We start from the raw sequence: 24,235 nt of genomic DNA on the forward strand, positions 1-24,235 counted from the left end.
TGCCGGACCCGGCAGTGCCTCGTGCGGGAGCTTGTACTACCTAACGTAGAATATGCAGGTGCCTAACGATGAACCCTGCCTGACCATTAAAGGTCTGATCAAGGACTGTGGCCCGGTTGCTGGTTTGGACGGCAAGATGGTCCGCGTGCTGGCCGGCGTCGACTTTACTGCCCGCCGCGGCGCCGTCACCGCCCTCCTTGGCGCCAACGGCGCCGGCAAGACCACCACCCTGGAGTGCGCTCAGGGCCTGCAGCCCATAGACGGCGGGGAAATCCGGCTGCTCGGGCAGGACCCCTACCGCGCCAACGCCCACCTGCGCAGCCGCGTAGGCGTGATGCTGCAGGAAGGCGGCCTGCCGCCGTCGGCCCGTCCCGTGGCCCTGCTGGAACACGTTGCCCGCATGTACGAGTCGCCCCGTCCGGTGGCCGAACTCGTGGAGCGGCTGGGTATTGGAAGCTTCGCCAACACCGGCATCCGGAGGCTCTCCGGCGGCCAGAAGCAGCGGCTGGCCATGGCGGCGGCCCTGATTGGCCGGCCCGAGGTGCTGTTTTTGGACGAGCCCAGTGCCGGGCTGGACCCGCAGTCCCGGCAGATTGTCTTCGACCTGATTTCCGAACTGCGCTCCGAGGGCCTGGGTATCATCCTCACCACCCACTTGATGGACGATGCGCAGAAGCTTGCGGACTACGTCTACATCATCGACGCCGGCAAGACCGTTGCCTCCGGTACCGTGGCCGAGCTGACCTCGGCCACCGGACATCAGGCCGAGCAGCGCCTGCTGACGTTCGACGCCGACCCGGGCCTCGACGTCGCGGCCCTCGCGTCAGGTGCACTGCAGCACCTGGACATTGCCGAGGCCGCCCCCGGCCACTACGCCCTGCGCGGTGCCCTTACTCCTTCGGACCTGGCCGCCGTCGCCGCGTGGTGGGCCGAGCGGCAGATCCTGCCGTCGTCGGTCCATATGGCCTCGCGCACCTTGGAAGACGTGTTCCTCGACCTTTCCGGAAGGACCATCCGTTGAGCGCTCCCGCTTCGCTTCCGGCACGCATCCTGAACCAGGGCCGCTATGAGGCCGTGATGATGCTGCGCAACGGGGAGCAGCTGATCCTCGCCGTGGTGCTGCCGCTGATGGCCATGGTGGCCCTGGTGGTCACTCCCCTGCTGGACGGCTACGGCACCAGCCGGATCAATATGGCCACGCCGGGCATCTTCGCGCTGTGCGCCATGTCGACTGCCTTTACCGGGCAGGGCATCGCCACGGGCTTTGACCGCCGGTACGGGGTGCTGCGGTACCTCTCCACCACCCCGCTGGGCCGGGCCGGACTGATTGCAGGCAAGGTCATTGCCGTTCTCGCCGTGCTGTCCATCCAGGTGGTCCTGGTGTCCGTGGTTGCGCTGCTGCTCGGCTGGCGGCCGGAGCTGGCAGGCCTGGTGCCCGCAGCCTTGCAGCTGGCCCTGGGTGCCGTTGCCTTCACGGCTCTTGGCCTGCTGGTGGCAGGAACCGTGCGACCCGAGGCCACACTGGCCATAACCAACCTGCTGTGGATACTGCTGGCAGCCGCCGGCGGTATCATCATCCCGGTAGGCAACCTGCCCGACCTCCTGCAGCCGTTCATCGAAGTCCTGCCCTCGGCCGCCCTTGGGGACGCCCTGCGGTCCGCGCTGATCGACTCGCAGTTCAATATTTCCGCCACGCTGATCCTTCTGGCGTGGACAATACTGGGCGGCCTGGGTGCTGTCCGCTGGTTCAAATGGAGTTAGCTACCGTGTCATCAACCTCGGCCGGAGTTCCGGCCCGGCAATCCACCGGTCCCCTGCCTGCGGCAGGACGGTTGATCCGCTCCCTCGCCGTGGCCTCGCTGGTGGCCAACATCGTTATTGTGGTGACCGGCGGTGCGGTCCGCCTGACCGCCTCCGGCCTTGGCTGCCCCGAGTGGCCGCTGTGCACCGCTGACTCGCTGGTGACGACGCCGCAAATGGGCGTGCACGGCATCATCGAGTTCGGCAACCGGATGCTGACCTTCGTGCTGACCGCCGTTGCCTTTGCCACCGTGTTCTCCGTCTGGCGGATCCGGGCCCAGCGCCGCGACCTCTGGTGGCTGTCCATCGGACTGCTCGCCGGCATCCCGGCGCAGGCCGTGGTTGGCGGCATCACCGTGCTCACCGGCCTGAACCCCTGGATTGTGGGCCTGCACTTCATCATTTCCATGGTGCTGATTGTCGCCGCCGTGGTGTTGGTGAACCGTGCTTGGCTGTCCTCCGGAGACCTGGCCGTCCGTCACGCCCCGCTTGCCGGCAAGACCCTTCGCCCGCTGCTGGGCGCCATGGGCGTCCTTTCCGGCATCACCGTGCTGCTCGGCGTCATGGTCACCGGTTCCGGTCCGCATGCGGGAGACCACGGTGCAGCCCGCAACGGGCTCAACCCGGACCTCATTACCCGCGTCCACGTGGTGCCCGTCTATCTGCTGGTCTTCGCGCTGGCGGTTGCCCTTTACCTGGTCTTCCGGCGCACGGCCGACGCCCGGGTGCGCAAGGCCGTGGTGCTGCTGGCCGTCGTCGTCCTGGCCCAGGCCGTGATCGGCTACACGCAGCATTTCCTGCACCTGCCGATCGCCCTGGTGGCACTGCACATGCTCGGTGCATGCCTGCTCACTGCTGCGGCTGCGCAGGCGGTCTTTACGGGATATGCCAAGCAGGTCCCCGGCAGCGCCGGTGATGCTGCCGCTCCGGTGTCCGGTGCGCCTGCCGGGCGCTAGGCCGCGCTGACTTACCGCTAACGGCCGGGTCCCCATCGGGGCCCGGCCTTTTTGCTGTGCTGCGGGTTGCGATGGAGGTGCGGCCATCCGGTGAGCAGCTTCCGGGGCTAACGTCCGGGCATAAATCCGTTATCTGCTCGGTCGAGTGTCTGGGTGCAGCACCTGCAGCGTGGGGCCTCGGGCATGGGTACCGAGCTGACGGTGTTGGTGGGCAAGCAGAGCTGATGGGGCCTCGTGCGGGGCGGAAAGCCGCATCTAGTGAGCAGATACCGGGGCTTGCCGGACGGAAACCCACATCTAGTGAGCAGATACCGGGGGTATAGCCCGGGCATAAACCCGTTATCTGCTCAGTCGTCACCCTGCAGGATCCCCCTCCGCACAGTCTCTCCCCCACTGCCTAGGGCTGCCCAAGGCTCCCAACACACCGGTCCCCGGTAAACCCCACAGGGAGTACGTCGGCACAAAGCGCCCCGGAACCACCACGCCCCCGGAAATCCTCACCACTGGAACAACCTCACCCTGGAATCCCCCGGAACACAGCAGTGGCCGGACCCCCGAAGGGACCCAGCCACGCAGGAACCGTAAAAGCTAGACCAGCGAGCTGCCCACAAACGGGTCCACGGCCAGGGCCAGGAACAGGATGGTGAGGTAGCTGATGGACAGGTGGAAGACCTTCATGGCCGACTTGTCGTCAAGCTCCTCGCGCTGTGCGCGGGAATGCAGCTTGTGGGACTCCGCCACGAACCATGCACCGGCCAGCACTGCGGCCACCGTGTAGACCCAGCCGGCTCCACCGGCGGGAACCAGCAGCAGCGAGCAGGCCACCGTGGCGTAGGCGTACAGGACCACCTGGACCGAGACGAGCTTGGCTCCGGCAACGGCGCCGAGCATGGGCACGCTGGCGTTGCGGTAGTCCTCGCCGTACTTCATGGACAGCGGCCAGTAGTGCGGCGGCGTCCACAGGAAGATGATCATAAACAGGATGACTGCGGGCCATTCCACCTTGTTGGTGACGGCAGCCCAGGCAATCAGCACCGGCATGCAGCCGGCCATTCCGCCCCACACGATGTTCTGGGTGGTGCGGCGCTTGAGGATCAGCGTGTAGAAGACCACGTAGAGCAGGATTGCGCCGACGCCGAGCAGGCCGGTCAGCGGATTGGCGCCGAACCAGAGCAGGGCGATGGCCACGATGCCCAGCACCCAGGCGAAGACCAGCGCTTCCCGCGGGGAAACCTCGCCGGTGACCAGCGGACGGTTCTTTGTCCGCTTCATCAGCTTGTCCATGTCGCGGTCGATGTAGCAGTTGAACGCACCGGCGCTGCCGGCCGCCAACGCCCCGCCGACCATGGTGGCCAGGATAAGGCCAAGCGAGGGAAGGCCCCGCTCCGCGAAGATCATGGTGGGCAGGGTGGTTACGAGCAGAAGCTCGATGACGCGTGGTTTGGTGAGCGCCACGTAAGCCCGGGCCTTGCGGCCCGCCGTCATCTTCCCCGTGTAGATAGGGGATTCGGCATGCTGGGTAGTCACGAAGCGATCACTTTATCCAATCTGGAACGAAAAAGTCCGTCCCCATCATAACCTCTATCGGCTGTAGAAATCGAAGCATCAAACGCGCCCGGGCGTATCCGCACACAGGTGGACGGCGCAGCCCCGGCCCGCGGACCCGTGGAGCCCCGGTCCGGACCCTGCCGGAGGCCCGCCGGAGCGGCACGGGGCAGGCAGGAAGCAGCCGCAGAGGATAAGGTTGGAGCGGACCTTTCCCCCGGCAACGCTGCGGCGTGGCGGGAGTGGGCCAATACAAAGAAGCACCCGGTATTTTCGAAGCACCCGCTTTTCGAAGCGCCCGGTATTTTCAGTCTCCGCAACGCAGGTTACGAAAGGCGGAATCAATTGCTGCCGCAGATGCGGTATCGATTTCCGCCCGCAGTTGGTTGTAGTGGTAAAGGCACCGGAGGCACCCTGTGGGTTCACGGGGACTTCCGGGCATGTCCGGCGCTGTGCGGCGCCGGTTATCTGCACAGAGAGGGGCCCGGTAAACGTGCCACATATGGAAGAGCAAGAACTGACCTGGACCGAAACGGACCGCAAGGCAGTGGACACTGTCCGCGTCCTGGCGGCCGACGCCGTGGAAAAGGTCGGCAACGGCCATCCCGGCACGGCCATGAGCCTGGCCCCTGCCGCGTACCTTCTGTTCCAGAAGGTCATGCGCCACGATCCGTCGGATCCGCACTGGATCGGCCGCGACCGGTTCGTCCTCTCCCCCGGGCACACTTCCCTGACCCTGTACATTGAGCTCTTCCTCGCCGGCTACGGCCTGGAACTCGAAGACCTGAAGTCGCTGCGCACCTGGGGCTCCAAGACCCCCGGCCACCCCGAGTACCGCCACACCGACGGCGTCGAGATCACCACGGGCCCGCTGGGCCAGGGCCTGGCTTCCTCGGTTGGTTTCGCTTTCGCCCAGCGCCGCCTGCGCGGCCTGCTGGACGCCGACGCCGCAGAAGGCACCAGCCCGTTCGACCACACTGTCTGGGTTATCGCGTCCGACGGCGACCTGCAGGAAGGCGTCACCGCCGAAGCCTCCTCGCTGGCCGGGCACCAGGAACTGGGCAACCTGGTCGTGATCTACGACGAGAACCACATCTCCATCGAAGACGACACCGACATTGCCTTCACCGAAGACGTGCTCAAGCGTTACGAAGCGTACGGCTGGCACACCCAGCGCGTGGACTGGACCAAGACCGGCGAATACGTCGAAGACGTCAACGAGCTCTACAACGCCCTGATGGCGGCCAAGGCCGAAACCGGCCGGCCGTCCATCATTTCGCTGCGCACCATCATCGGCTGGCCTGCTCCGAACAAGCAGAACACCGGCAAGATCCACGGCTCCGCCCTGGGCACCGACGAGGTAGCCGCGTTGAAGGAAACACTGGGCTTCGACCCGGCTAAGAGCTTCGACGTCGACCCCGAGGTCCTCGAGCACGCCCGTCAGGCAGTAGCCCGCGGTGCCGAGGAACACACCAAGTGGAACGAAGGCTTCAAGGCCTGGCAGGAAGCCAACACCGAAGGTTCGGCCCTGCTGGCCCGCCTGGAGAAGGGCGAACTGCCCCAGGGCTGGGAAGCGTCCCTGCCCGTCTTCGAAGCAGGCAAGGACATGTCCACCCGCGCCGCGTCCGGCAAGGTCCTCTCCGCCATCGGCCCGGCGCTGCCCGAACTGTGGGGCGGTTCCGCTGACCTCGCGGAGTCCAACAACACCACAATCGAAGGCTCCCCGTCCTTCATTCCCGCCGGGAAGCAGACCAACGCCTGGGCCGGCAACCCCTACGGCCGGGTGCTGCACTTCGGCATCCGCGAGCATGCAGCCGCGGCGATCGTGAACGGCATCACGATGGACAGCAACACCCGCGCGTTCTCCGGTACGTTCCTGATCTTCAGCGACTACCAGCGCCCGGCCATCCGCCTTGGTGCCCTGATGGGCGTTCCGGCCATCTACGTCTGGACCCACGACTCCATCGGGCTCGGCGAAGACGGACCGACCCACCAGCCGGTGGAACAGCTCGCGTCCCTGCGCGCCATTCCCGGGCTCGACGTCGTGCGTCCGGGCGACGCCAACGAGGTGGCCGTGGCCTGGCGGACCATCCTGGAGAACACCGAGAACCCGGCCGGCATTGTGCTGACCCGGCAGAACATTCCCACCTACGCCCGGGGTGAAGGTGCGGCTACCGCCAACACGTTCGCCTCGGCAGAGGGCGCCGCCCGAGGCGGCTACGTGCTGGCCGAAGCTGTACGCGACGGCTTGGTTGTCACCCCGGACGTCATCCTGGTGGGCACCGGTTCCGAGGTCCAGCTGGCCGTCGAGGCCCGCGAAGCCCTCGCCGCCGAAGGCGTGGCGGCCCGCGTCGTCTCGATGCCCAGCATCGAATGGTTCAACAAGCAGGACCAGGACTACCGCGAGGCCGTGCTGCCCAAGGACATCCGGGCCCGCGTCTCCGTGGAAGCCGGCATCGCCCTGGGCTGGCGCGAGGTTGTCGGCGACGCCGGCCGCAGCGTTTCCCTGGAGCACTTCGGCGCTTCCGCCGACTACAAGACGCTGTACCGCGAATTCGGCATTACGGCCGACGCCGTGGCGCAGGCAGCCCGCGATTCCCTCGCAGCTGTTTCCGGCAGCGGATCCGCCCCGGCCGGCACCACCGGTGCCTCCTCCGGAGCCCAGTCCACCGAGACCGGCGACCAGCAGTAGACCCTTACTAAGGAGTAACACCATGACTTCAACTCCCACCGCCGCGCTCTCCGAAGCCGGCGTCTCCATCTGGTTGGACGACCTTTCCCGCGAACGGATTGTCTCCGGCTCCCTCAAGAAGCTCATCGACGAGAAGAACGTGGTTGGCGTAACCACCAACCCGAGCATCTTCGCGGCCGCCCTGGCCAACGGCGAGTCCTACGCCGCCCAGGTGCAGCAGCTGTCCCGTTCCGGCGCCGACGTCGACAAGTCCGTCTTCGAGATCACCACCGACGACGTCATCCAGGCCTGCGATGTCTTCGCCCCCCTAGCCGAGGCCACGCACGGCGTTGACGGCCGGGTGTCCATTGAGGTTGATCCGCGCCTGTCACGCGACACGCAGGGCACCATCAATGAGGCGAAGGAACTCTTCGACAAGGTTGGCCGCTACAACGTGCTGATCAAGATCCCCGCCACCAAAGAGGGACTGCCCGCGATCACGGCGACCCTGGCTGCCGGCATCAGCGTCAACGTGACGCTGATCTTCTCGCTGGAACGCTACCGCGAGGTCATTAACGCGTACATGCTGGGCATTGAGCAGGCCAAGGAAAACGGCCACGACCTCTCCACCATCCACTCCGTGGCCTCCTTCTTTGTTTCCCGCGTGGACGCCGAGATCGACAAGCGGCTGGACGGCATTGGCACCGACGAAGCCAAGGCACTGAAGGGCAAGGCCGGCCTGGCCAACGCCCGCCTGGCCTACCAGGTGTTCGAGGAGCAGTTCGTTTCCGAACGCTGGCAGGTCCTGTCCGCTGCCGGCGCCAACGCGCAGCGCCCGCTGTGGGCCTCCACCGGTGTCAAGGACCCGGCCCTGCCGGACACCCTGTACGTCACGGGGCTCGTGGCACCGCACACGGTGAACACCATGCCTGAGAAGACGCTGGAAGCCACTGCCGACCACGGCGAAGTCACCGGCAACACGGTATCCGGCACCTACGAAGAGTCGAACGCCGTGCTTGATTCCCTGGACGGCTTGGGCATCTCCTACAACGAGGTTGTGGAGCAGCTGGAAACCGAAGGCCTCGACAAGTTCGTGGCCAGCTGGGGAGAACTGCTGCAGACCGTTCAGACCGCACTGGATACCGCGAAAGAGGCATAGAAGAGATGACCACACTGTCCTTTGAAGCAGCCGGCGCCGCAAGCGAGGCCGTCGACGCCAAGGTTCCCGGACTCGTAGGCGACGAAGTCGCCTCCCGCCTGGTGGCGCAGGATCCCACCCTGTGGGGCCCCGACGCCGAAGCCGAGGCTTCCATCCGCCTCGGCTGGCTCAACCCCGGTGAGAGTTCCCGGCCGCTCCTGGGACAGATTGCGGCGCTGAGGGAAGAGCTTGCCGCCGAGTCGGTGACCCGCGTGGTCCTGGCCGGCATGGGCGGCTCTTCCCTGGCGCCCGAGGTCATCACCCGCACCGCGGGCGTGGACCTGACCGTCCTGGACTCCACCGACCCCGACGTGGTTGCGGCCGCGTTGGGTGAACGGCTGGCCGAAACCGTGATTGTGGTGTCCTCCAAGTCCGGTTCCACCGTGGAGACCGATTCCCAGCGCCGAGTCTTTGAACAGGCCTTCACCGACGCCGGGATCGATGCGAAGTCCCGGATCGTAGTGGTCACCGACCCCGGATCGCCGCTGGACGCCGCGGCCCGCGAAGCCGGGTACCGTGCCGTCTTCAACGCCGACCCCAACGTGGGCGGACGCTACTCCGCCCTCACCGCCTTCGGGCTGGTCCCGTCGGGCCTGGCCGGCGCGGACATTGAGACCCTCCTCGACGACGCCGAAATGACCGCCGAAATCCTGCGGGACGATGCTCCGGACAACATCGGCCTGGAACTCGGTGCCGCCCTTGGCGGAACCGAGCCGTTGCGCAACAAGATCGTCATAGTGGACGAGGGTTCCGGCCTGGCCGGTTTCCCGGACTGGGCCGAGCAGCTGATCGCCGAATCAACAGGCAAGCTCGGTACAGGTGTGCTGCCGGTCGTCGTCGAGCCCGGTGCTCCGGAGATCACCTCCGGTGCCGCCGACGTGCTGACCGTCCGGATTGTGCCGGTGGATTCCGAGGAACTGCCCGAAGGAGACCAGGTGGTGGTGTCGGGCAGCCTGGGGGCACAAATGATGCTGTGGGAGTTCGCCACCGCCGTGGCCGGACGGCTCCTGAACATCAACCCCTTTGACCAGCCGGACGTGGAGGCTGCCAAGAAGGCAGCCCGCGGCCTGCTTGATGCCACCCCCGAGCCCACCGAACCGGCGTTCATTGACGGTTCCGTCGAGGTCCGCGGCCCCGCCGACCTGCTGGGCACTGCCTCCACCCTGCGCGGCGCCCTCACGGCATTGCTGGGGCAGCTGGGCCCGGACGGCTACCTGAGCATCCAGGCCTACCTGGACCGCGCCAAGCAGTCCGGCCTCGCGGGCATCCGCGCGGACCTGGCGGCGGCTACCGGCCGTCCCGTTACCTTCGGCTGGGGCCCGCGCTTCCTGCACTCCACCGGCCAGTTCCACAAGGGCGGACCGGCACAGGGTGTGTACCTGCAGATCACCGGCCGTCCCGCCGGCGACGTGGCCATCCCCGAGCGGCCCTTCAGCTTCGCTGAACTGATCAGCGCGCAGGCGGCCGGCGACGCGTCTGTCCTGGCGGACCAGGGCCGGCCCGTGCTGCGGCTGCACCTGCTGAACCGCGATGAAGGCATCCGTGAAATCGAGAACGTCGTGCGGTCCCTGGCTGCAGAAAGTGGTAGCAACTAAATGTCCGCAGAGGAAAAGTCCGGGACGGGCAACCCCCTCCGGGATCCGCGCGACCGGCGGCTGAGCCGCATCGCGGGGCCGTCCTCCCTGGTGATCTTCGGAGTCACCGGCGATCTGGCCCGGAAAAAGCTCATCCCGGCCGTTTACGACCTGGCCAACCGGGGGCTCCTGCCGCCCAGCTTCTCGCTGGTTGGCTTCGGCCGCCGGCCCTGGAGCAACGAGGAATTCGCCGCGCAGGTGAAGGAATCCGTGCAGGCGCACTCGCGCACCGATTTCAACGAGAATGTATGGAAGCAGCTCGCCGAGGGCATCAGGTTCGTTGAAGGCGGCTTCGACAGCGACGAGGCCTTCGGGAAACTGAAGGAAACCCTGGAGGACCTCGACGCCGAACGCGGCACCCGCGGCAACCACGCTTTCTACCTCTCCGTGCCGCCGAAGTCCTTTGAACAGGTCTGCCAGCAGCTCTCCCGGCACGGGCTGGCCAAAACTTCCCAGGGCAAGTGGCGGCGGGTGGTGATCGAGAAGCCGTTTGGCCATGACCTGGCTTCCGCCCGCGAACTGAACAACGTGGTGGAATCGGTGTTCCCGGCAGACTCGGTGTTCCGGATCGACCACTACCTGGGCAAGGAAACCGTCCAGAACATTCTGGCCCTGCGCTTCGCGAACCAGCTCTTCGAGCCCATCTGGAACGCGAACCATGTGGACCACGTGCAGATCACCATGGCCGAGGACATCGGCATTGGCGGGCGTGCGGGGTATTACGACGGTGTGGGCGCAGCCCGCGACGTCATCCAGAACCACCTCCTGCAGCTGCTGGCCCTCACCGCCATGGAGGAGCCCATCTCCTTTGATGCTGACCACCTGCGCACCGAGAAGGAAAAGGTCCTGGCCGCCGTCCGGCTGCCGAAGGACCTCTCGCACAGCTCCGCCCGCGGCCAGTACACCGGCGGCTGGCAGGGCGGCGAGAAGGTGACGGGCTTCCTGGAGGAAGAGGGCTTCAACCCGGATTCCACCACGGAGACGTTCGCTGCCATCCGGCTGGACATCAACACCCGCCGCTGGGCCGGAGTGCCGTTCTACCTGCGGGCCGGCAAACGGCTGGGCCGGCGGGTCACGGAGATCGCCGTGGTCTTCAAGCGCTCCCCCAACCTGCTCTTCCGTGAACACAGTGAAGACGATTTCGGCCAGAACGCCGTCGTCATCCGTGTCCAGCCGGACGAAGGGGCGACAATCCGGTTCGGTTCGAAGGTGCCGGGCACCCAAATGGAGGTCCGGGATGTGTCCATGGACTTCGGATACGGGCATTCCTTTACGGAATCCAGCCCCGAGGCGTACGAACGCCTGATCCTGGACGTGCTGCTGGGCGAGCCTCCGCTCTTCCCCCGGCACCAGGAAGTGGAGCTGTCCTGGAAGATCGTGGACCCCTTCGAAGAATACTGGGCTACCCTGGACGGCCAGCCGGAGCCATACGCTCCGGGCAGCTGGGGCCCGGAATCCGCTAACGAACTGCTCGCCCGAGACGGAAGGACCTGGAGAAGGCCGTGATTGTAGACCTGCCCAACACCACCACCTCCAAGGTGTCCAAGGAAATCGTCGCCATGCGGGAGCGGGGCGGCGTGGTCACCCTCGGCCGTGTCCTGACCCTGGTGGTGGACACGCAGCCGGACTTCGTGGAAGAGGCCATCGCGGCGGCCAACGAAGCCAGCCGCGAACACCCCTGCCGCATCATTGTGCTGGCTGAGGGCAGCGCCGGCGACGAGACCCGGCTGGATGCTCAGATCCGGGTGGGCGGCGACGCCGGTGCCTCCGAAGTGATTGTCCTGTCCGGGCACGGCGAGCTGGCCGGGGAGAGCGAATCCCTGGTGTCCGCGCTGCTGCTGCCCGACGCCCCCATTGTTGCCTGGTGGCCGCACGGTGTGCCCGAGGATCCGGCGCAGACCCCGCTGGGCTGCATTGCACACCGGCGCATCACTGACGCAGCCACGGAGGACAACCCCAAAAAGGCCCTGCTGCGCCTGGCCGAAACCTATGCGGCCGGCGATACGGACCTGAGCTGGACCCGCCTGACCAACTGGCGGGTGCAGCTTGCTGCGGTGCTGGACAACGCCGGATCATCGCCCGTGCAGGGGGTGGTCGTGGAGGGCGCCTCGGATTCGGCCAGCACCTTCCTGCTGGCCGCCTGGTTGAAGAAGGCGCTGAAAGTTCCCGTGCAGATCATCGAAGGCGAAGCCGGGACCGGGATCCACCGTGTGGTGTTCGAGCGTCCCGAGGGAGACGTGGAACTGGCACGCCCGGACCAGGTCACCGCGCACCTGACCCAGCCGGGCCAGCCGGAACAGCAGATTTCCCTGCCGCGCCGGACCCTGCGGGACTGCCTGGCCGAGGAACTGCGCCGGCTGGACCCGGATGAGGTTTTCGGAGAAGTACTTACTGAGGGCCTGGCCGCGTGCCTGGTCCAGGAAGGGGCGACGGCGTGAAGCACTCCCCCAACGGCGTCAGCATCCACCCGGATCCGTCCGCCCTTGTATCGGCGACGGCCGCCCGCCTGCTTACCAAACTGGTGGATGTGCAGAGCCGGCGCGGGGAAGCCACAGTGGTCCTCACCGGAGGCACCGTGGGCATTGCGACGCTGGAAGCCGTAGCTGCCAACCCTGCGCGCACGGCCGTGGACTGGACCCGGGTGAACTTCTGGTGGGGAGACGAACGCTTCCTGCCCGCGGATGACCCGGAGCTGAATTCCTTCCAGGCGCGGCACGCGGTGCTGGAGCCGATGGGTGTCCCGGCGGAGCGCATCCACGCCGTCGCCACCGCCGGCGAGGTTGACACCGTGGAGGACGCCGCCGCGGATTATGCCCGGCGGCTGGCCCTGGCAGCGGAGGAAGAAGACCTGGCGCCCGGCTTTGAGTCCGTTGATCCGCGCCTGCCGCGCTTCGACGTGCTGCTGCTGGGGGTGGGCCCGGACGCCCACATCGCCTCACTTTTTCCGGAGACGCCGGGAGTGCGGACCGTTGGGCAGACCACGGTGGCGGTACGGGACGCGCCCAAGCCGCCGCCGGAGCGGATCTCACTGACGTTGGAGGCCATCAACACGGCCTCCGAAGTGTGGCTGGGGGTTGCCGGTGATGACAAGGCCGGCGCCGTGGGCCTTGCCCTGGCCGGCGCCGGGGAGATCCAGGTTCCGGCCGCCGGTGCCCGGGGACGGAACAAAACGCGGTGGCTGATCGACCAGGCCGCCGCTGCCCAGCTTTCGCGGCGCCTGCTGGACTCCGATCAGGAGCACGCCGGCGAGGATGACGACGAAGACTAGCGGCCGGTAACGGCATGCAGCAAAGAAGGCCCCCGGATAATCCGGGGGCCTTCTTTATGTCTTCCCGTGCCCGGGGTGCGTGCCTAGGCTTCGCCCGAGAAGCGCTGGAGCAGTCCCAGAGCCACGATAACCAGGCCCCAGGACAGGGCCAGGGCCACGGTGAAACGGTTGAGGTTCTTTTCGGCAACACCGGAGGAGCCGAGGCTGCTGGTCATGCCGCCGCCGAACATGTCCGACATACCGCCGCCGCGGCCTTTGTGCAGCAGGATAAGCAGCGTCAGCAGCAGGCTCGTGATGGCAAGAAGCACCAGCAGGATGATCTTCAGAATTTCCACTTACGGCCTTTCGGGTGACTCATGGATTGGGGACGCCGCTGCGGCGTCCTTCAGCTGCAGTTCAGTCAGTCACCAGATGTTGTTCGAACCTGACAATATTAGCAAATTCGCCTACATCCAAACTGGCACCGCCCACCAGCACGCCGTCCACGTCGCGTTCGCCCAGAATGCTTGCAGCGTTTGCGGCCTTGACCGAGCCGCCGTAAAGCAGGCGGGTCTTGGCGGCTGTCGCGTCGTCGTACAGATCGGCGATTTCGGCGCGGATGGCGACGCACATTTCCTGTGCATCATCCGGTCCGGCTACTTCGCCGGTGCCGATGGCCCAGATGGGTTCGTACGCGATGACCAGGGTGGAGACCTGCTCGGCGTCCAGTCCGGCGAGGTCGGCGCGGACCTGCTCCAGGGTGTGCATCACGTGGTCTCCGGCCTGGCGGACCTCAAGGCCCTCCCCCACGCAGAGGACGGGTACAAGGTTGTTGCGGTAGGCAGCCTTCAGCTTTTCATTCAGCAGCTCGTCGGTTTCGCCGTGCACTGCACGGCGTTCGCTGTGGCCCACCAGGACGTAGCTGCAGCCGAGCTTGGAGAGGAACTGTCCGGAGATGTCGCCCGTGTAGGCGCCCGAATCCTTCGGGGAAAGATCCTGGGCTCCGTATTCCACCTTCAGCTTGTCGCCGGCCACCAGGGTCTGCGTGCTGCGCAGGTCGGTGAACGGAGGGAACACGACCACCTCCACGCGGCCGTAGTCGTGGCGGGCGTCGCTGAGGGTCCAGGCCAGCTTCTGCAGCAGGGTGATGCCCTGGACGTGGTCCATGTTCATCTTCCAGTTGCCGGCGATCAGGGGTGTGCGGTCGAACTTGCCGTTCGTGGAGGTTGTCATGGTTGCTCCGGTTTCTTGCTTAATGGTTCTTGGGACAGGACATGCAGATGCGGGTCCGCAGCTGTTGAGGGCCGCGGACCCGCACCGGGAAACTACTGGTCCAGGACGGTGAGGCCCGGCAGGGCCTTGCCTTCCAGATATTCGAGGCTGGCGCCGCCGCCGGTGGAGATGTGCCCGAAGTCGGCTTCCGAGAACCCGAGCTTGCGCACTGCCGCCGCCGAATCGCCGCCGCCGACCACGCTGAAGCCCGAGGAGTCCTTCAGCGCCTGTGCTACGGCGCGGGTGCCATTGGCGAAGGCCTCGAACTCGAACACGCCCATGGGGCCGTTCCAGAAGATGGTCCGGCCCTTGCCGATATGTTCGGCAAACGCGTCCGCGGAATCCGGACCGATGTCCAGGCCGATGCCGGCGGCACCGAAGCGGCTGCTCTCCATCGCGTCCGCAGGAACGGTCTGGACGTCGGCATCGGCAGCGAACTTGTCCGCCACCACAATGTCGGTGGGCAGGACGAACTCGCAGCCCACTTCCTTTGCCCGGCTGAGGTAGCCCTTCACATTTTCGATCTGGTCTGCCTCAAGCAGGGAGGCGCCCACGTTGTATCCCTGTGCGGCCAGGAACGTGAACACCATTCCACCTCCCACCAGCAGGTAGTCGGCGCGGTCCATCAGGTTTTCGATCACTGCCAGCTTGTCCGAAACCTTCGAACCGCCCAGCACCACCACGTAGGGCTTTTCCGGGTTTTCGGTGAGGCGCTTGAGCACCTGGACCTCGGTATGGACCAGGTCGCCCTCGTAGGCCGGCAGGACTTCGGCGATGTCGTAGACGCTGGCGTGCTTGCGGTGCACTGCACCGAAGGCATCATCCACGTACGCTCCGTTGCCGCCGGTCAGCGCCGCCAGGTCACGGGCAAGTGCCTGCCGCTCGGCGTCGTCCTTGGAGGTCTCACGCGGGTCGAACCGGATGTTCTGCAGCACCAGCACGGAACCTGAAGCCAGCGAACCGGCCAGCCCGCTTGCGCTGCCGCCGACCACGTCCTCGGCGAACTCCACCGAAAACGGTGCGAGCTCGTCGAGGCGGTCGACGGCGGGACGCAGCGAGTACTTCTCGTCCGGCTGCCCCTTGGGACGGCCGAGGTGGGCCATCACAATGACCTTGGCACCGTGCTCCACCAGAACCTGGAGAGTGGGGATGGAGGCACGGATGCGGCCGTCGTCGGTGACCCGGCCGTCGTCCAGCGGAACATTCAGATCCGATCGGACGAGCACGTACCTGTCCTCGACGCCGTCGCTGATCAGGTCGGAGAGAGTTTTGACAGTCATGTCTACCTTTGCGTACTCGGTTGGTTAAAGCTTGGAGGCAACGAGCGTGGTGAGGTCCACCAGTCGGTTGGAGTAGCCCCACTCGTTGTCGTACCAGCCAACAACCTTTACTTCGTTGCCCATTACGCGGGTCAGGCCAGAGTCGAAGATGCAGGAGGCCGGGTCGGTGACGATGTCGGAGGACACAATCGGCTCGTCGGTGTAGCGCAGGATCCCGGCCAGCGGACCGCTGGCTGCCGTCTTGTAGACATCGTTGATTTCATCCACGGAGGCTTCCCGGCCCACGGTGACCGTGAGGTCGGTGACCGAACCGGTGGGGACCGGAACACGCAGGGCGAAGCCGTCCAGCTTGCCGTCCAGTTCCGGCAGGACCAGGCCGATAGCCTTGGCTGCTCCGGTGGAGGTGGGAACAATGTTCAGGGCTGCGGCACGTGCCCGGCGCAGGTCCCGGTGCGGGCCGTCCTGCAGGTTCTGGTCTGCAGTGTAGGCGTGCACGGTGGTCATCAGGCCGCGCTCGATGCCGAAGGCTTCGTGCAGGACCTTGGCCAGCGGGCCGAGGCAGTTCGTGGTGCAGGAGGCATTGGAAATGATGTTGTGGCTGGCGGGGTTGTAGTCGCCGTCGTTGACGCCCATCACGATGGTGATGTCCGAGCCTTTGCCCGGAGCGGAGATCAGGACCTTTTTCGCACCCGCATCAAGGTGCTTCTTGGCGTCTTCGGCCTTGGTGAAGAACCCGGTGGACTCGATGACGATGTCTACGCCGAGGTCTTTCCAGGGAAGGTTGGAGGGATCGCGTTCGGCAAGGACCTTGATGGTCTTGCCTCCCACCACAATGTTGCCTTCACGCACTTCGAGGTCAGCGCCCAGCCGGCCGGTCACGGAGTCGTACTTCAGGAGGTGGGCGAGGGTTTCGGGGCTGGTCAGGTCGTTGACGGCGACAATGTCGAGGTCTGCGTTCTGCTCCAGGGCGGCTCGGAAGTAGTTGCGGCCGATACGTCCGAATCCGTTGATTCCAACACGAGTAGTCACTTTTCTGTCTCCTTGATAGGGGGTCAATTGAGAACTGTGTGACCTCGGGTATGAAGCCACCGGACTGACTGCGGCCTGACACGTTCCGCTGGGGAAAGCTTTCCGGCAGTGCCGGCGGAACGGGGCCGTGGCCCCGTCCTGCCGGCGTTGCCGGCTGGACGGGGACCTACGGATTTATCTTACGCGTCACAGTCCCCGTAGGGACCGGGGCACCCGCACAATTGTGCGGCACAGGCGGCGACTAGGCGGGAACGATCAGCGACTTCGCACCGGTGCGGGCGGCGTCGAAACGTGCGGCGACGTCGGCCCAGTTGACGATGTTCCACCATGCCTTGACGTAGTCGCCCTTCACGTTGGCGTAGTCGAGGTAGTAGGAGTGCTCCCACATATCCAGCATCAGCAGCGGGATGGTTCCGACGGGAACGTTGCCCTGCTGATCGTAGAGCTGCTCGATAACGAGGTTCTTGCCCAGCGGTTCGTAGGCCAGGATGGACCAGCCGGAGCCCTGGATGGAGTTGGCCACGGCAGTGAACTGGCCGCGGAAGCCGTCGAAGGAGCCGAAGAACTCGTCAATGGCTGCCGCCAGCTCGCCTTCGGGCTTGTCGCCGCCGTCCGGGGACATGTTGTTCCAGAAAATGCTGTGGTTGGTGTGGCCGCCCAGGTGGAAGGCCAGGTCCTTGGAGAGCTTGCCGATGGTACCGAACTCGCCCTTGTCGCGTGCTTCGGCCATCTGGGCAAGGGCAGTGTTCGCGCCGGCTACGTACGTGGCATGGTGCTTGTCGTGGTGCAGCTCCATGATGCGTGCGGAAATGTGCGGTTCCAGGGCTGCGTAGTCGTACGGCAGTTCCGGCAGTGTGTATTCGTTCACGAAAATCCTCCGTTGAAGTGTCGGATCAAAGATCCGGACGGAATTCCCATCCGGAAATTCTTCGTGCCGCCCCAAAAGGCAGCAGACTTAGTCCATCCTATGCAATTACGCCATCCAGCCAACATTGGGCTGCCGGGCCGGGACGGCGCTATTCGTCCAACATTTCCGGAGTGACACTGGATTCGGTACCCGGAATGCCCAATTCCGCCGCACGTTTGTCCGCCATGGCCAGCAAACGGCGGATTCTCCCCGCAATGGCGTCCTTGGTCATGGGCGGGTCGGCCAGGTGCCCGAGCTCGTCCAGGCTGGCCTGCTTATGCGCAACGCGCAATTCACCCGCGTAGCGCAGGTGCTCGGGCACGTCCTCGCCGAGGATCTCCAGGGCTCGTTCCACGCGTGCGCCGGCAGCAACGGCGGCCTGCGCGGAACGGCGGAGGTTCGCGTCGTCGAAATTCGCCAGGCGGTTGGCGGTCGCCCGCACTTCCTTGCGCATGCGGCGCTCTTCCCAGACCATCAGCGCGTCGTGGGCGCCCATCCGGGTCAGCAGGGCGGCAATGGTGTCGCCGTCGCGGATCACTACCCGGTCAACGCCGCGCACCTCGCGCGCCTTGGCGGCGATGCCGATCCGGCGTGCGGAGCCCACCAGGGCCAGGGCCGCCTCGGGCCCGGGGCAGGTGACCTCCAGGGAGGACGAGCGTCCGGGCTCGGTGAGCGAACCGTGGGCGAGGAACGCTCCGCGCCAGACAGCCTCGGCGTCGGCGGCAGAACCGTTGACCACCACGGAGGGCAGGCCGCGGACGGGCCGTCCCCGGGCATCCAGCAGGCCGGTCTGCCGCGCCAGGGACTCCCCGTCGCGGACCACACGCACCACATAGCGGTTCCCGCGGCGCAGTCCCCCGCCGGACACCACAATGATGTCGCTGGCGTGCCCGTAGACCTCGGCAATGGCCGAGCGGAGCCGGCGGGCCGTGGACGCGAGGTCCACCTCGGCCTCAATGACGATGCGCCCGGAAATAATGTGCAGCCCGCCGGCAAAACGCAGCATTGCCGACACTTCGGCCTTTCGGACCGAGGACTTCTTCACGTCCAGCCGTGACAGTTCCTCTTTTACAGCTGCGGTCAACGCCACAAATACACTCCTAGTTCTCCCCAAAAATATCGTGGAAGGCGGTTGCGAGGCGGAGCGGATCATGGATCGGACGCCCCGTCGCTGCCCCCACCTTACCGAAGACGGCTCGGCCGCCCATTTGGGCGACAGCGTCCTCGAAGGCCGCGCGGTCACCCACCACCGACGGATCCGCCAGCACCGCGTCCACTTTGAACTCCGGTGCGTAGCGCCGGATTACGGCGAGGTGGTCCACCGCGCTCATGCCTGCAGTTTCAGTGGTTTCGTTGCTGAGATTCATGGTCAGGCACCGCTTGGCTGCCGTGGCGCACAGTGCGTCGCGCATCTGCGGCAGCATCAGGTGAGGCAGGACCGAGGTGTACCAGGACCCCGGCCCCAGAATCACCCAGTCGGCGCCCTCAATGGCGTCCAGGGCAGCCGGACAGGCCGGCGCGTCGGTGGGCAGCAGCCGTACGTCCGTCACATTGGTGCGGGCCCCTGCAGCTGCCAGCCGGGCCTGGCCGCTGACGGTTTCCACCCGGTCCCCGTCCGGCGTGCGGCGGATCACGTCGCCCTCAATGGTCAGCGGCATAGTGGACATCGGCAGGACCTGTCCGCGGGCACCGAGCAGCGCTCCGGCCCACTGCAGTCCGGCCACCGGATCCCCCAGCAGCTCCCAGAGCGTGACGATCAGCAGGTTGCCCAGCGCATGGTCGTCCAGGGAGCCGTCCACCCCGGGCTGGGAGCGGAAACGGTGCTGCATCACGTCGCGCCAGGTCCGGCCCCAGTCGGTGTCATCGCAGAGCGCAGCCAGCGCCATGCGCAGGTCGCCGGGCGGGAGGACGCCGAGCTCGCGGCGCAGCCGGCCGGAGGAACCGCCGTCGTCGGCCACCGTCACGACGGCGGTGAGGTCGGTGGTCAGCAGGCGCAGTGCGGAAAGCGAAGCGGAAAGGCCGTGGCCGCCTCCCAGCGCGACTACCGATCCGGGACCGCCACCGCTCCCCCGGCCGGCCTTGCCCTCCGGAATCAGGGGCAGCGGGCCGGTGAGAAAGGACATTATTCGCGCCCCAGATCCCGGTGGTGCGAGCTGACCGTGACCCGGGGCAGCTGGGCAAGGCGCTTGGCCAGTTCCTCGGTGACCGCCACGGAACGGTGCTTACCGCCCGTGCAGCCCACGGCGATGGTTGCGTAGTGCTTGTTCTCTCGGCGGTAGCCGTCAATCACGGGCTCCAGCGCCTCGACGTAGCGGTCCAGGAATTCAGCGGTGCCCTTGGCCTGCAGCACGTAGTCCCGGACGTCGTCGTCCAGCCCGGTGTGCGGGCGCAGCTGCGGGACCCAGTGCGGGTTGGGAATGAAGCGGACATCGGCCACGTAGTTGGCGTCAACGGGGAGCCCGTATTTGAAGCCGAAGCTCATGATGTTCAGGCGCAGCACAATGGGGCCGGACTCGGTGAAAAGCTCGGTCACCGTGGTGGCCAGGGCATGGACGTTCAGCTTGGAGGTGTCCACCACGACGTCGGAGGAATCGCGCAGTTCCTGCACTACCTCGCGTTCGGCGGCGATGCCGTCCAGGATACTGCCGTCCCCCTGCAGCGGGTGCGGACGGCGGCCCTGCTCAAACCGGCGGACCAGGGTGGCGTCGTCGGCGTCCAGGAACAGCAGGCGGTAGGTTACCCCGGCGGTGCGCAGGTTGCGCAGCGCTTCGCGGATGTCCTGGAACAGTTCCTTGCTCCGGACGTCGATGACGACGGCGAGCTTGGGAATGGACTGCGGCATCCGGGAAACGAGTTCGGTGAGGGTACCCAGCATGAGCGGCGGCAGGTTCTCCACCACGTACCAGCCGTGGTCTTCCAACGCATTGGCGGCCGTGCTCCGTCCGGCACCGGACATGCCCGTGACCACGAGCAGTTCCGATTCCTCAGGCTTGACTATGGTCAAGCCGTCCTCTTGCGTCATTGCTGTGATCCCATCCTGTTTACCCTGTTGCCCGGTTGCGCCGGCGCTGGTGCAGCGGAAACCGTATGCGGCATCCTCCGACACGCCGTAGTGACGACACGCCGGTTTTCCAAGACTAACTAAGTTTCCAGGATTTCGCCGGTGGTCATATTGACCGCCGGAGCCCCCGCCATATCTTTATCGGCCAACCGGCTGCGCAGGTTAGCGGCCATGGCGGGACCGATGCCGGGAACCTGGCGCAGTTCCTCCTCCGTGGCCGCACGCAGTTTCTTCACGGAACCGAACTGCTTGAGCAGTGCCTGGCGTTTGGCCGGGCCGAGTCCGGGTACTTCGTCCAGCAACGAAGCGGTCATGGATTTGCCGCGCTTCTGCCGGTGGAAGGTGATGGCAAAGCGGTGCGCCTCGTCGCGGATGCGCTGCAGCAGGAACAGGGCTTCGGAAGCACGCGGCAGGATCACCGGGAAGTCGCTGTCCGGCACCCATACTTCCTCCAGGCGCTTGGCGAGCCCCACCACCTGCACGTCCGTGATGCCCAGATCGTCCAGGGCCTTGGAGGCCGCGGCAACCTGGGGCTGCCCGCCGTCCACCACCACCAGGTTCGGCGGGTAGGCGAACTTGGCCTTTGGCGCCGGGGTCAGCGTGTCGGTCAGGGGCCGGACGTCGGCGTCGGGGCCGCCGGCGCGCTCGTCGGGCAGGTCCGTCGGGGCGTCGGGATCGGCGGCAGGGTCCGCATTCTCGGCCAGGTAGTTGCGGAAGCGGCGCGAAATAACGTCATACATGGACGCCGTGTCGTCCCGGGCAGCGTCGCCGGTGATGGAGAACTTGCGGTAGTCCGATTTCTTCGGCAGGCCGTCTTCAGCCACCACCATGGAGGCCACCACGTTGGTGCCGGAAACGTGGGAGATGTCGTAGCACTCGATGCGCAGCGGCGGGGAGGCCAGGTCCAGGGCCTCCTGCAGTTCCTGCAGGGCAGCCGAACGGGTGGTAATGTCCCCGGCCCTGCGGCTTTTGTGCAGGCGCAGTGCATCCGATGCGTTCCGGGCCACGGTTTCCATCAGCGCTTTTTTGTCGCCGCGCATGGGCACCCGGATGTCTACGCGGGCTCCGCGCAGCCCGTACAGCCATTCGGCAAGTTCTTCGGCGTTGGGCGGCAGCACGGGAACCAGCACCTGGCGCGGGATCCGGTCCGTAGAGTTTGCCGAGCCGTAGACCTGCTGGATCAGGTGTTCCACCAGGTCCGCGGTGTCGTTGTCCTCCACCTTTTCCACAACCCAGCCGCGCTGGCCGCGGATGCGTCCGCCGCGGACGTGGAAAACCTGGGCCGAGGCTTCCAGCTCGTCTTCTTCCAGGGCGAAGATGTCCGCGTCGGTGTCTTCGCTCAGGACTACGTTGTTGCGCTCGAAGACCTTCCGCAGGGCGGAGATGTCATCGCGGAGCCGGGCGGCGGATTCATAGTCCAGTTCGGCGACGGCTGCCTGCATCTCCTTTTCCAGGCCGGAGATGAAGCGTTTGCCCTCCCCCGCCATGAAGTCGCACAGTTCAGCGGCCAGCTGGCGGTGGTCCTCGGGGCTGATCCGTCCCACGCAGGGTGCGGAGCACTTGTCGATGTAGCCCAGCAGGCACGGCCGGCCGGTGCGCTCGGCCCGCTTGAACACTCCGCTGCTGCAGGTGCGGACCGGGAAGACGCGCAACAGCGTGTCGAGGGTTTCGCGGATGGCCTTGGCCGGATAGAACGGGCCGAAGTAGCGGGTGTCCTTGCGCCGGTCCCCCCGCATGACCTGCGCCCGCGGGTACTTCTCTCCCATGGTGACGGCCAGGTAGGGGTAGGACTTGTCGTCCCGGAACATGATGTTGAACCGGGGATTGAATTCCTTGATCCAGGTGTACTCGAGCTGCAGCGCTTCGAGCTCGGTGCCCACCACCGTCCACTCCACGCTGGCCGCGGTATGCACCATGGCACGCGTTTTGGGCATCAGCCCGCGCGGATTGGCGAAATAGGAGTTCAGGCGGGAGCGGAGGTTCTTGGCCTTGCCCACGTAAATGACTCGGCCGTGTTCATCCCGGAAACGGTAGACGCCCGGGGCGGTGGGGATCTCCCCTGTTTTCGGCCGGTAAGTTGCTGGATCTGCCACTTTTCCATCCTACGTTCGCCCGCGGGTGCGGCCGGACGACGCCGTGCGGTTTCGCCCGGCGCTGAACCCCGGGCGCCCTGGTGCGTGACCCCGCCTTACCCCTCGGGGCGGTTCCGGTTATAACTCTCGGAGCGTTCCTGGCCGCTCAGCTCGGCGATGGCGTCCATGACGCGGTCCGTGGCCTGGCGCCGGGCGGGCAGGGCGTGGTCCGGCCCCGTCTTTTGGAAGTACAGGGGCGGTCCCACCTTGAGGGTGAAGTGCCCGGGCTTGACGGTTTTCTTGCCCGCTGGCTGCAGGTTTTCCGTGCCGATCAGGCCCACGGGCACCACCGGGGCGCCGGAGGTCAGTGCCAGCCAGCCCACGCCGGTGCGGCCGCGGTACAGCAGTCCGTCGCGGGAACGGGTGCCTTCGGGATAGATCCCCACACCCCCGCCCTCCTCGAGGATGTCCAGCAGCGTCTTCAGCGCCGCAACGCTGGCAGCCTGCTGGTCCCGCTGAACCGGGATGGAACCGACACCCTCGAAGAAGCTCTTCATGGCGTAGCCCTTCAGCCCGGTGCCGGTGAAGTATTCGGCCTTGGCGAAGAATCCGACGCGCCGCGGCAGCAGCGCCTGCACCAGCACGCTGTCCAGGAAGGACAAGTGATTGCAGGCGACGATAAAGGGCCCAGTGGCGGGAACGTTCTCCAGGCCGGTGATGGTTGGCCGGCACAGCCCGCCCACGAATGCGCGGATACCTGTCCTGGTGAGGTTATACAGCGCCATGGAGTGCCGATCCGTTCCGTGCGTACCGCAGCACCGTATCCACCAGGTCATCAGCGGTGGCAACGACGGCGGCTGCACCTGCTTCTTCCAGCTCTCCTGCCGCTGCGAATCCCCAGGAGACGCCAATGCAGTCCAGGCCGTTGGCGGAGGCGCCCTCGACGTCGTGCCTTCGGTCGCCGATCATCACGGCGCGGTCATAGGAACCCTTGTGCCGGTCCAGGGCGGCGCGGATGATGCTGCGCTTGCCGTCCAGGGCGGCGGCGGCCTGCTCATCGGCAGGTGAGCCGTGCACGGACGCAAACAGGTCCGCAAGCTGCTGGACGCCGAGGAGTTCCGCGGCCAGCGGCTCGGGCTTCTGGGTGGCTACGGCAACCGTGTGGTTCTCCCGGAGGCGTTCGACAGCTGCTCGGATGCCGGGGTACGGACGGCTCTGTGCCATTCCGGACTCCCGGTAGCCGGCGCGGTAGCGTCCGATGACCTCGTCCAGCAGGTCGGCGGGAACCCCGGCAATGTCCCGCAGTGAGGTCACCAGAGCAGGACCGACCATGCGCTGCAGGTCCGCCCCTGAAGGCACCGGCAGGCCGCAGGCGGCAAGTGCGGCACTGATGCCGCCGGTGATGGCGCCCGCCGGGTCAACCAGCGTTCCATCCAAATCAAAAAGAACCAAGAGCCGGGGAGAAGTCACGGCCCAAGTTTGGCATACCAAAGCGGGCTAACGCGAAAAGGTATACCGGCGCAGGAATATGTCGGACCGCGACATATTCCTGCGCCGGCGTGC

Annotated in this window: 21 protein-coding genes; 9 read left to right on the forward strand and 12 right to left on the reverse strand. The window is 66.2% G+C overall.

Translation table 11 applies throughout. The features are described 5' to 3' along the window. Positions 1–52 precede the first annotated feature (52 nt). Genes LJ754_RS09115 through LJ754_RS09125 form a run of 3 tightly spaced genes read left to right on the forward strand, consistent with a single transcriptional unit; the run spans position 53 to position 2,756 of the window. Positions 53–1,021, forward strand: a complete 969-nt coding sequence (locus LJ754_RS09115) for an ABC transporter ATP-binding protein (RefSeq protein WP_227926314.1) — start codon at positions 53–55, stop codon at positions 1,019–1,021. Then, complete coding sequence (locus tag LJ754_RS09120) at positions 1,018–1,761, forward strand: ABC transporter permease (protein WP_227926315.1); 744 nt, start codon at positions 1,018–1,020, stop codon at positions 1,759–1,761. Before LJ754_RS09115 ends, LJ754_RS09120 begins: the two co-directional genes overlap by 4 nt. Positions 1,762–1,766: 5 nt before the next feature. After that, positions 1,767–2,756 carry a COX15/CtaA family protein gene (locus LJ754_RS09125; protein WP_227926316.1) on the forward strand — a complete coding sequence of 330 codons (990 nt, stop codon included), beginning with the start codon at positions 1,767–1,769 and terminating at the stop codon, positions 2,754–2,756. A 588-nt stretch (positions 2,757–3,344) separates the two neighbouring features. On the opposite strand, the gene LJ754_RS09130 is transcribed toward LJ754_RS09125, so the two are convergent. Further along, positions 3,345–4,241: a heme o synthase gene (locus LJ754_RS09130; RefSeq protein WP_227911582.1), complete on the reverse strand. Its 897-nt coding sequence runs from the start codon at positions 4,239–4,241 to the stop codon at positions 3,345–3,347. A gap of 562 nt (positions 4,242–4,803) precedes the next feature. Between LJ754_RS09130 and tkt the strand changes: the two genes are divergently transcribed. The 6 genes from tkt to pgl are packed head-to-tail and all read left to right on the forward strand — an operon-like array spanning position 4,804 to position 13,072. Beyond that, on the forward strand, positions 4,804–6,993 hold the full coding sequence (tkt, locus tag LJ754_RS09135) for a transketolase (protein ID WP_227926317.1): 2,190 nt from the start codon (positions 4,804–4,806) through the stop codon (positions 6,991–6,993). Between the two features lie 22 nt (positions 6,994–7,015). Beyond that, positions 7,016–8,131 carry a transaldolase gene (gene tal / locus LJ754_RS09140; protein ID WP_227926318.1) on the forward strand — a complete coding sequence of 372 codons (1,116 nt, stop codon included), beginning with the start codon at positions 7,016–7,018 and terminating at the stop codon, positions 8,129–8,131. A 5-nt stretch (positions 8,132–8,136) separates the two neighbouring features. Next, positions 8,137–9,765, forward strand: a complete 1,629-nt coding sequence (locus tag LJ754_RS09145; RefSeq protein WP_227911332.1) for a glucose-6-phosphate isomerase — start codon at positions 8,137–8,139, stop codon at positions 9,763–9,765. Further along, a complete protein-coding gene (zwf, locus tag LJ754_RS09150) occupies positions 9,766–11,310 on the forward strand; it encodes a glucose-6-phosphate dehydrogenase (protein ID WP_227911331.1) in 1,545 nt (514 codons plus the stop codon). It begins immediately after the preceding gene. After that, positions 11,307–12,242 (forward strand): glucose-6-phosphate dehydrogenase assembly protein OpcA, encoded by a 936-nt coding sequence (locus LJ754_RS09155; RefSeq protein WP_227911330.1) that lies wholly within the window; start codon positions 11,307–11,309, stop codon positions 12,240–12,242. The genes zwf and LJ754_RS09155 overlap by 4 nt, the downstream gene beginning before the upstream one ends. Then, positions 12,239–13,072 (forward strand): 6-phosphogluconolactonase, encoded by an 834-nt coding sequence (gene pgl / locus LJ754_RS09160; RefSeq protein WP_227926319.1) that lies wholly within the window; start codon positions 12,239–12,241, stop codon positions 13,070–13,072. The genes LJ754_RS09155 and pgl overlap by 4 nt, the downstream gene beginning before the upstream one ends. 83 nt (positions 13,073–13,155) lie before the next feature. Here pgl and secG read toward each other — a convergent pair whose 3' ends face one another. The 11 genes from secG to LJ754_RS09215 all read right to left on the reverse strand — a co-directional run bounded on the left by secG (position 13,156) and on the right by LJ754_RS09215 (position 24,142). Further along, positions 13,156–13,407 carry a preprotein translocase subunit SecG gene (gene secG / locus LJ754_RS09165; RefSeq protein WP_227911328.1) on the reverse strand — a complete coding sequence of 84 codons (252 nt, stop codon included), beginning with the start codon at positions 13,405–13,407 and terminating at the stop codon, positions 13,156–13,158. Between the two features lie 61 nt (positions 13,408–13,468). Further along, complete coding sequence (tpiA, locus tag LJ754_RS09170) at positions 13,469–14,284, reverse strand: triose-phosphate isomerase (RefSeq protein WP_227926320.1); 816 nt, start codon at positions 14,282–14,284, stop codon at positions 13,469–13,471. A gap of 92 nt (positions 14,285–14,376) precedes the next feature. Further along, positions 14,377–15,603, reverse strand: coding sequence for a phosphoglycerate kinase (locus LJ754_RS09175; RefSeq protein ID WP_227911326.1), 1,227 nt, complete (start codon positions 15,601–15,603; stop codon positions 14,377–14,379). A 24-nt stretch (positions 15,604–15,627) separates the two neighbouring features. Beyond that, positions 15,628–16,632, reverse strand: a complete 1,005-nt coding sequence (gene gap / locus LJ754_RS09180; protein ID WP_227926321.1) for a type I glyceraldehyde-3-phosphate dehydrogenase — start codon at positions 16,630–16,632, stop codon at positions 15,628–15,630. 241 nt (positions 16,633–16,873) lie between these two features. After that, positions 16,874–17,500 carry a superoxide dismutase gene (locus LJ754_RS09185; RefSeq protein ID WP_227911324.1) on the reverse strand — a complete coding sequence of 209 codons (627 nt, stop codon included), beginning with the start codon at positions 17,498–17,500 and terminating at the stop codon, positions 16,874–16,876. A 148-nt stretch (positions 17,501–17,648) separates the two neighbouring features. Further along, entirely contained in the window at positions 17,649–18,629 is a 981-nt protein-coding gene (gene whiA / locus LJ754_RS09190) for a DNA-binding protein WhiA (protein WP_227911323.1), read from the reverse strand. A 10-nt stretch (positions 18,630–18,639) separates the two neighbouring features. Further along, on the reverse strand, positions 18,640–19,662 hold the full coding sequence (locus LJ754_RS09195) for a gluconeogenesis factor YvcK family protein (RefSeq protein WP_227911322.1): 1,023 nt from the start codon (positions 19,660–19,662) through the stop codon (positions 18,640–18,642). After that, positions 19,662–20,561: an RNase adapter RapZ gene (rapZ, locus tag LJ754_RS09200; protein WP_227926322.1), complete on the reverse strand. Its 900-nt coding sequence runs from the start codon at positions 20,559–20,561 to the stop codon at positions 19,662–19,664. The genes LJ754_RS09195 and rapZ overlap by 1 nt, the downstream gene beginning before the upstream one ends. 119 nt (positions 20,562–20,680) lie before the next feature. After that, positions 20,681–22,693: an excinuclease ABC subunit UvrC gene (gene uvrC, locus LJ754_RS09205; protein WP_227911320.1), complete on the reverse strand. Its 2,013-nt coding sequence runs from the start codon at positions 22,691–22,693 to the stop codon at positions 20,681–20,683. A 95-nt stretch (positions 22,694–22,788) separates the two neighbouring features. Continuing rightward, complete coding sequence (locus tag LJ754_RS09210; protein ID WP_227911319.1) at positions 22,789–23,457, reverse strand: lysophospholipid acyltransferase family protein; 669 nt, start codon at positions 23,455–23,457, stop codon at positions 22,789–22,791. Beyond that, on the reverse strand, positions 23,444–24,142 hold the full coding sequence (locus tag LJ754_RS09215; protein WP_227926323.1) for an HAD hydrolase-like protein: 699 nt from the start codon (positions 24,140–24,142) through the stop codon (positions 23,444–23,446). The genes LJ754_RS09210 and LJ754_RS09215 overlap by 14 nt, the downstream gene beginning before the upstream one ends. Positions 24,143–24,235: the final 93 nt, after the last annotated feature.

The organism is Arthrobacter sp. zg-Y40 (assembly GCF_020731535.1).
Classification (GTDB): Bacteria; Actinomycetota; Actinomycetes; order Actinomycetales; family Micrococcaceae; genus Arthrobacter_B.

Coding starts and splice junctions, on each gene's coding strand:
- LJ754_RS09115 (WP_227926314.1), top strand. CDS start 53: ATGCAGGTGCCTAACGATGAACCCTGCCTGACCATTAAAGGTCTGATC.
- LJ754_RS09130 (WP_227911582.1), bottom strand. CDS start 4,241: ATGACGGCGGGCCGCAAGGCCCGGGCTTACGTGGCGCTCACCAAACCA.
- tkt (WP_227926317.1), top strand. CDS start 4,804: ATGGAAGAGCAAGAACTGACCTGGACCGAAACGGACCGCAAGGCAGTG.
- tal (WP_227926318.1), top strand. CDS start 7,016: ATGACTTCAACTCCCACCGCCGCGCTCTCCGAAGCCGGCGTCTCCATC.
- LJ754_RS09145 (WP_227911332.1), top strand. CDS start 8,137: ATGACCACACTGTCCTTTGAAGCAGCCGGCGCCGCAAGCGAGGCCGTC.
- zwf (WP_227911331.1), top strand. CDS start 9,766: ATGTCCGCAGAGGAAAAGTCCGGGACGGGCAACCCCCTCCGGGATCCG.
- tpiA (WP_227926320.1), bottom strand. CDS start 14,284: ATGACAACCTCCACGAACGGCAAGTTCGACCGCACACCCCTGATCGCC.
- LJ754_RS09175 (WP_227911326.1), bottom strand. CDS start 15,603: ATGACTGTCAAAACTCTCTCCGACCTGATCAGCGACGGCGTCGAGGAC.
- LJ754_RS09195 (WP_227911322.1), bottom strand. CDS start 19,662: ATGTCCTTTCTCACCGGCCCGCTGCCCCTGATTCCGGAGGGCAAGGCC.
- rapZ (WP_227926322.1), bottom strand. CDS start 20,561: ATGACGCAAGAGGACGGCTTGACCATAGTCAAGCCTGAGGAATCGGAA.
- LJ754_RS09210 (WP_227911319.1), bottom strand. CDS start 23,457: ATGGCGCTGTATAACCTCACCAGGACAGGTATCCGCGCATTCGTGGGC.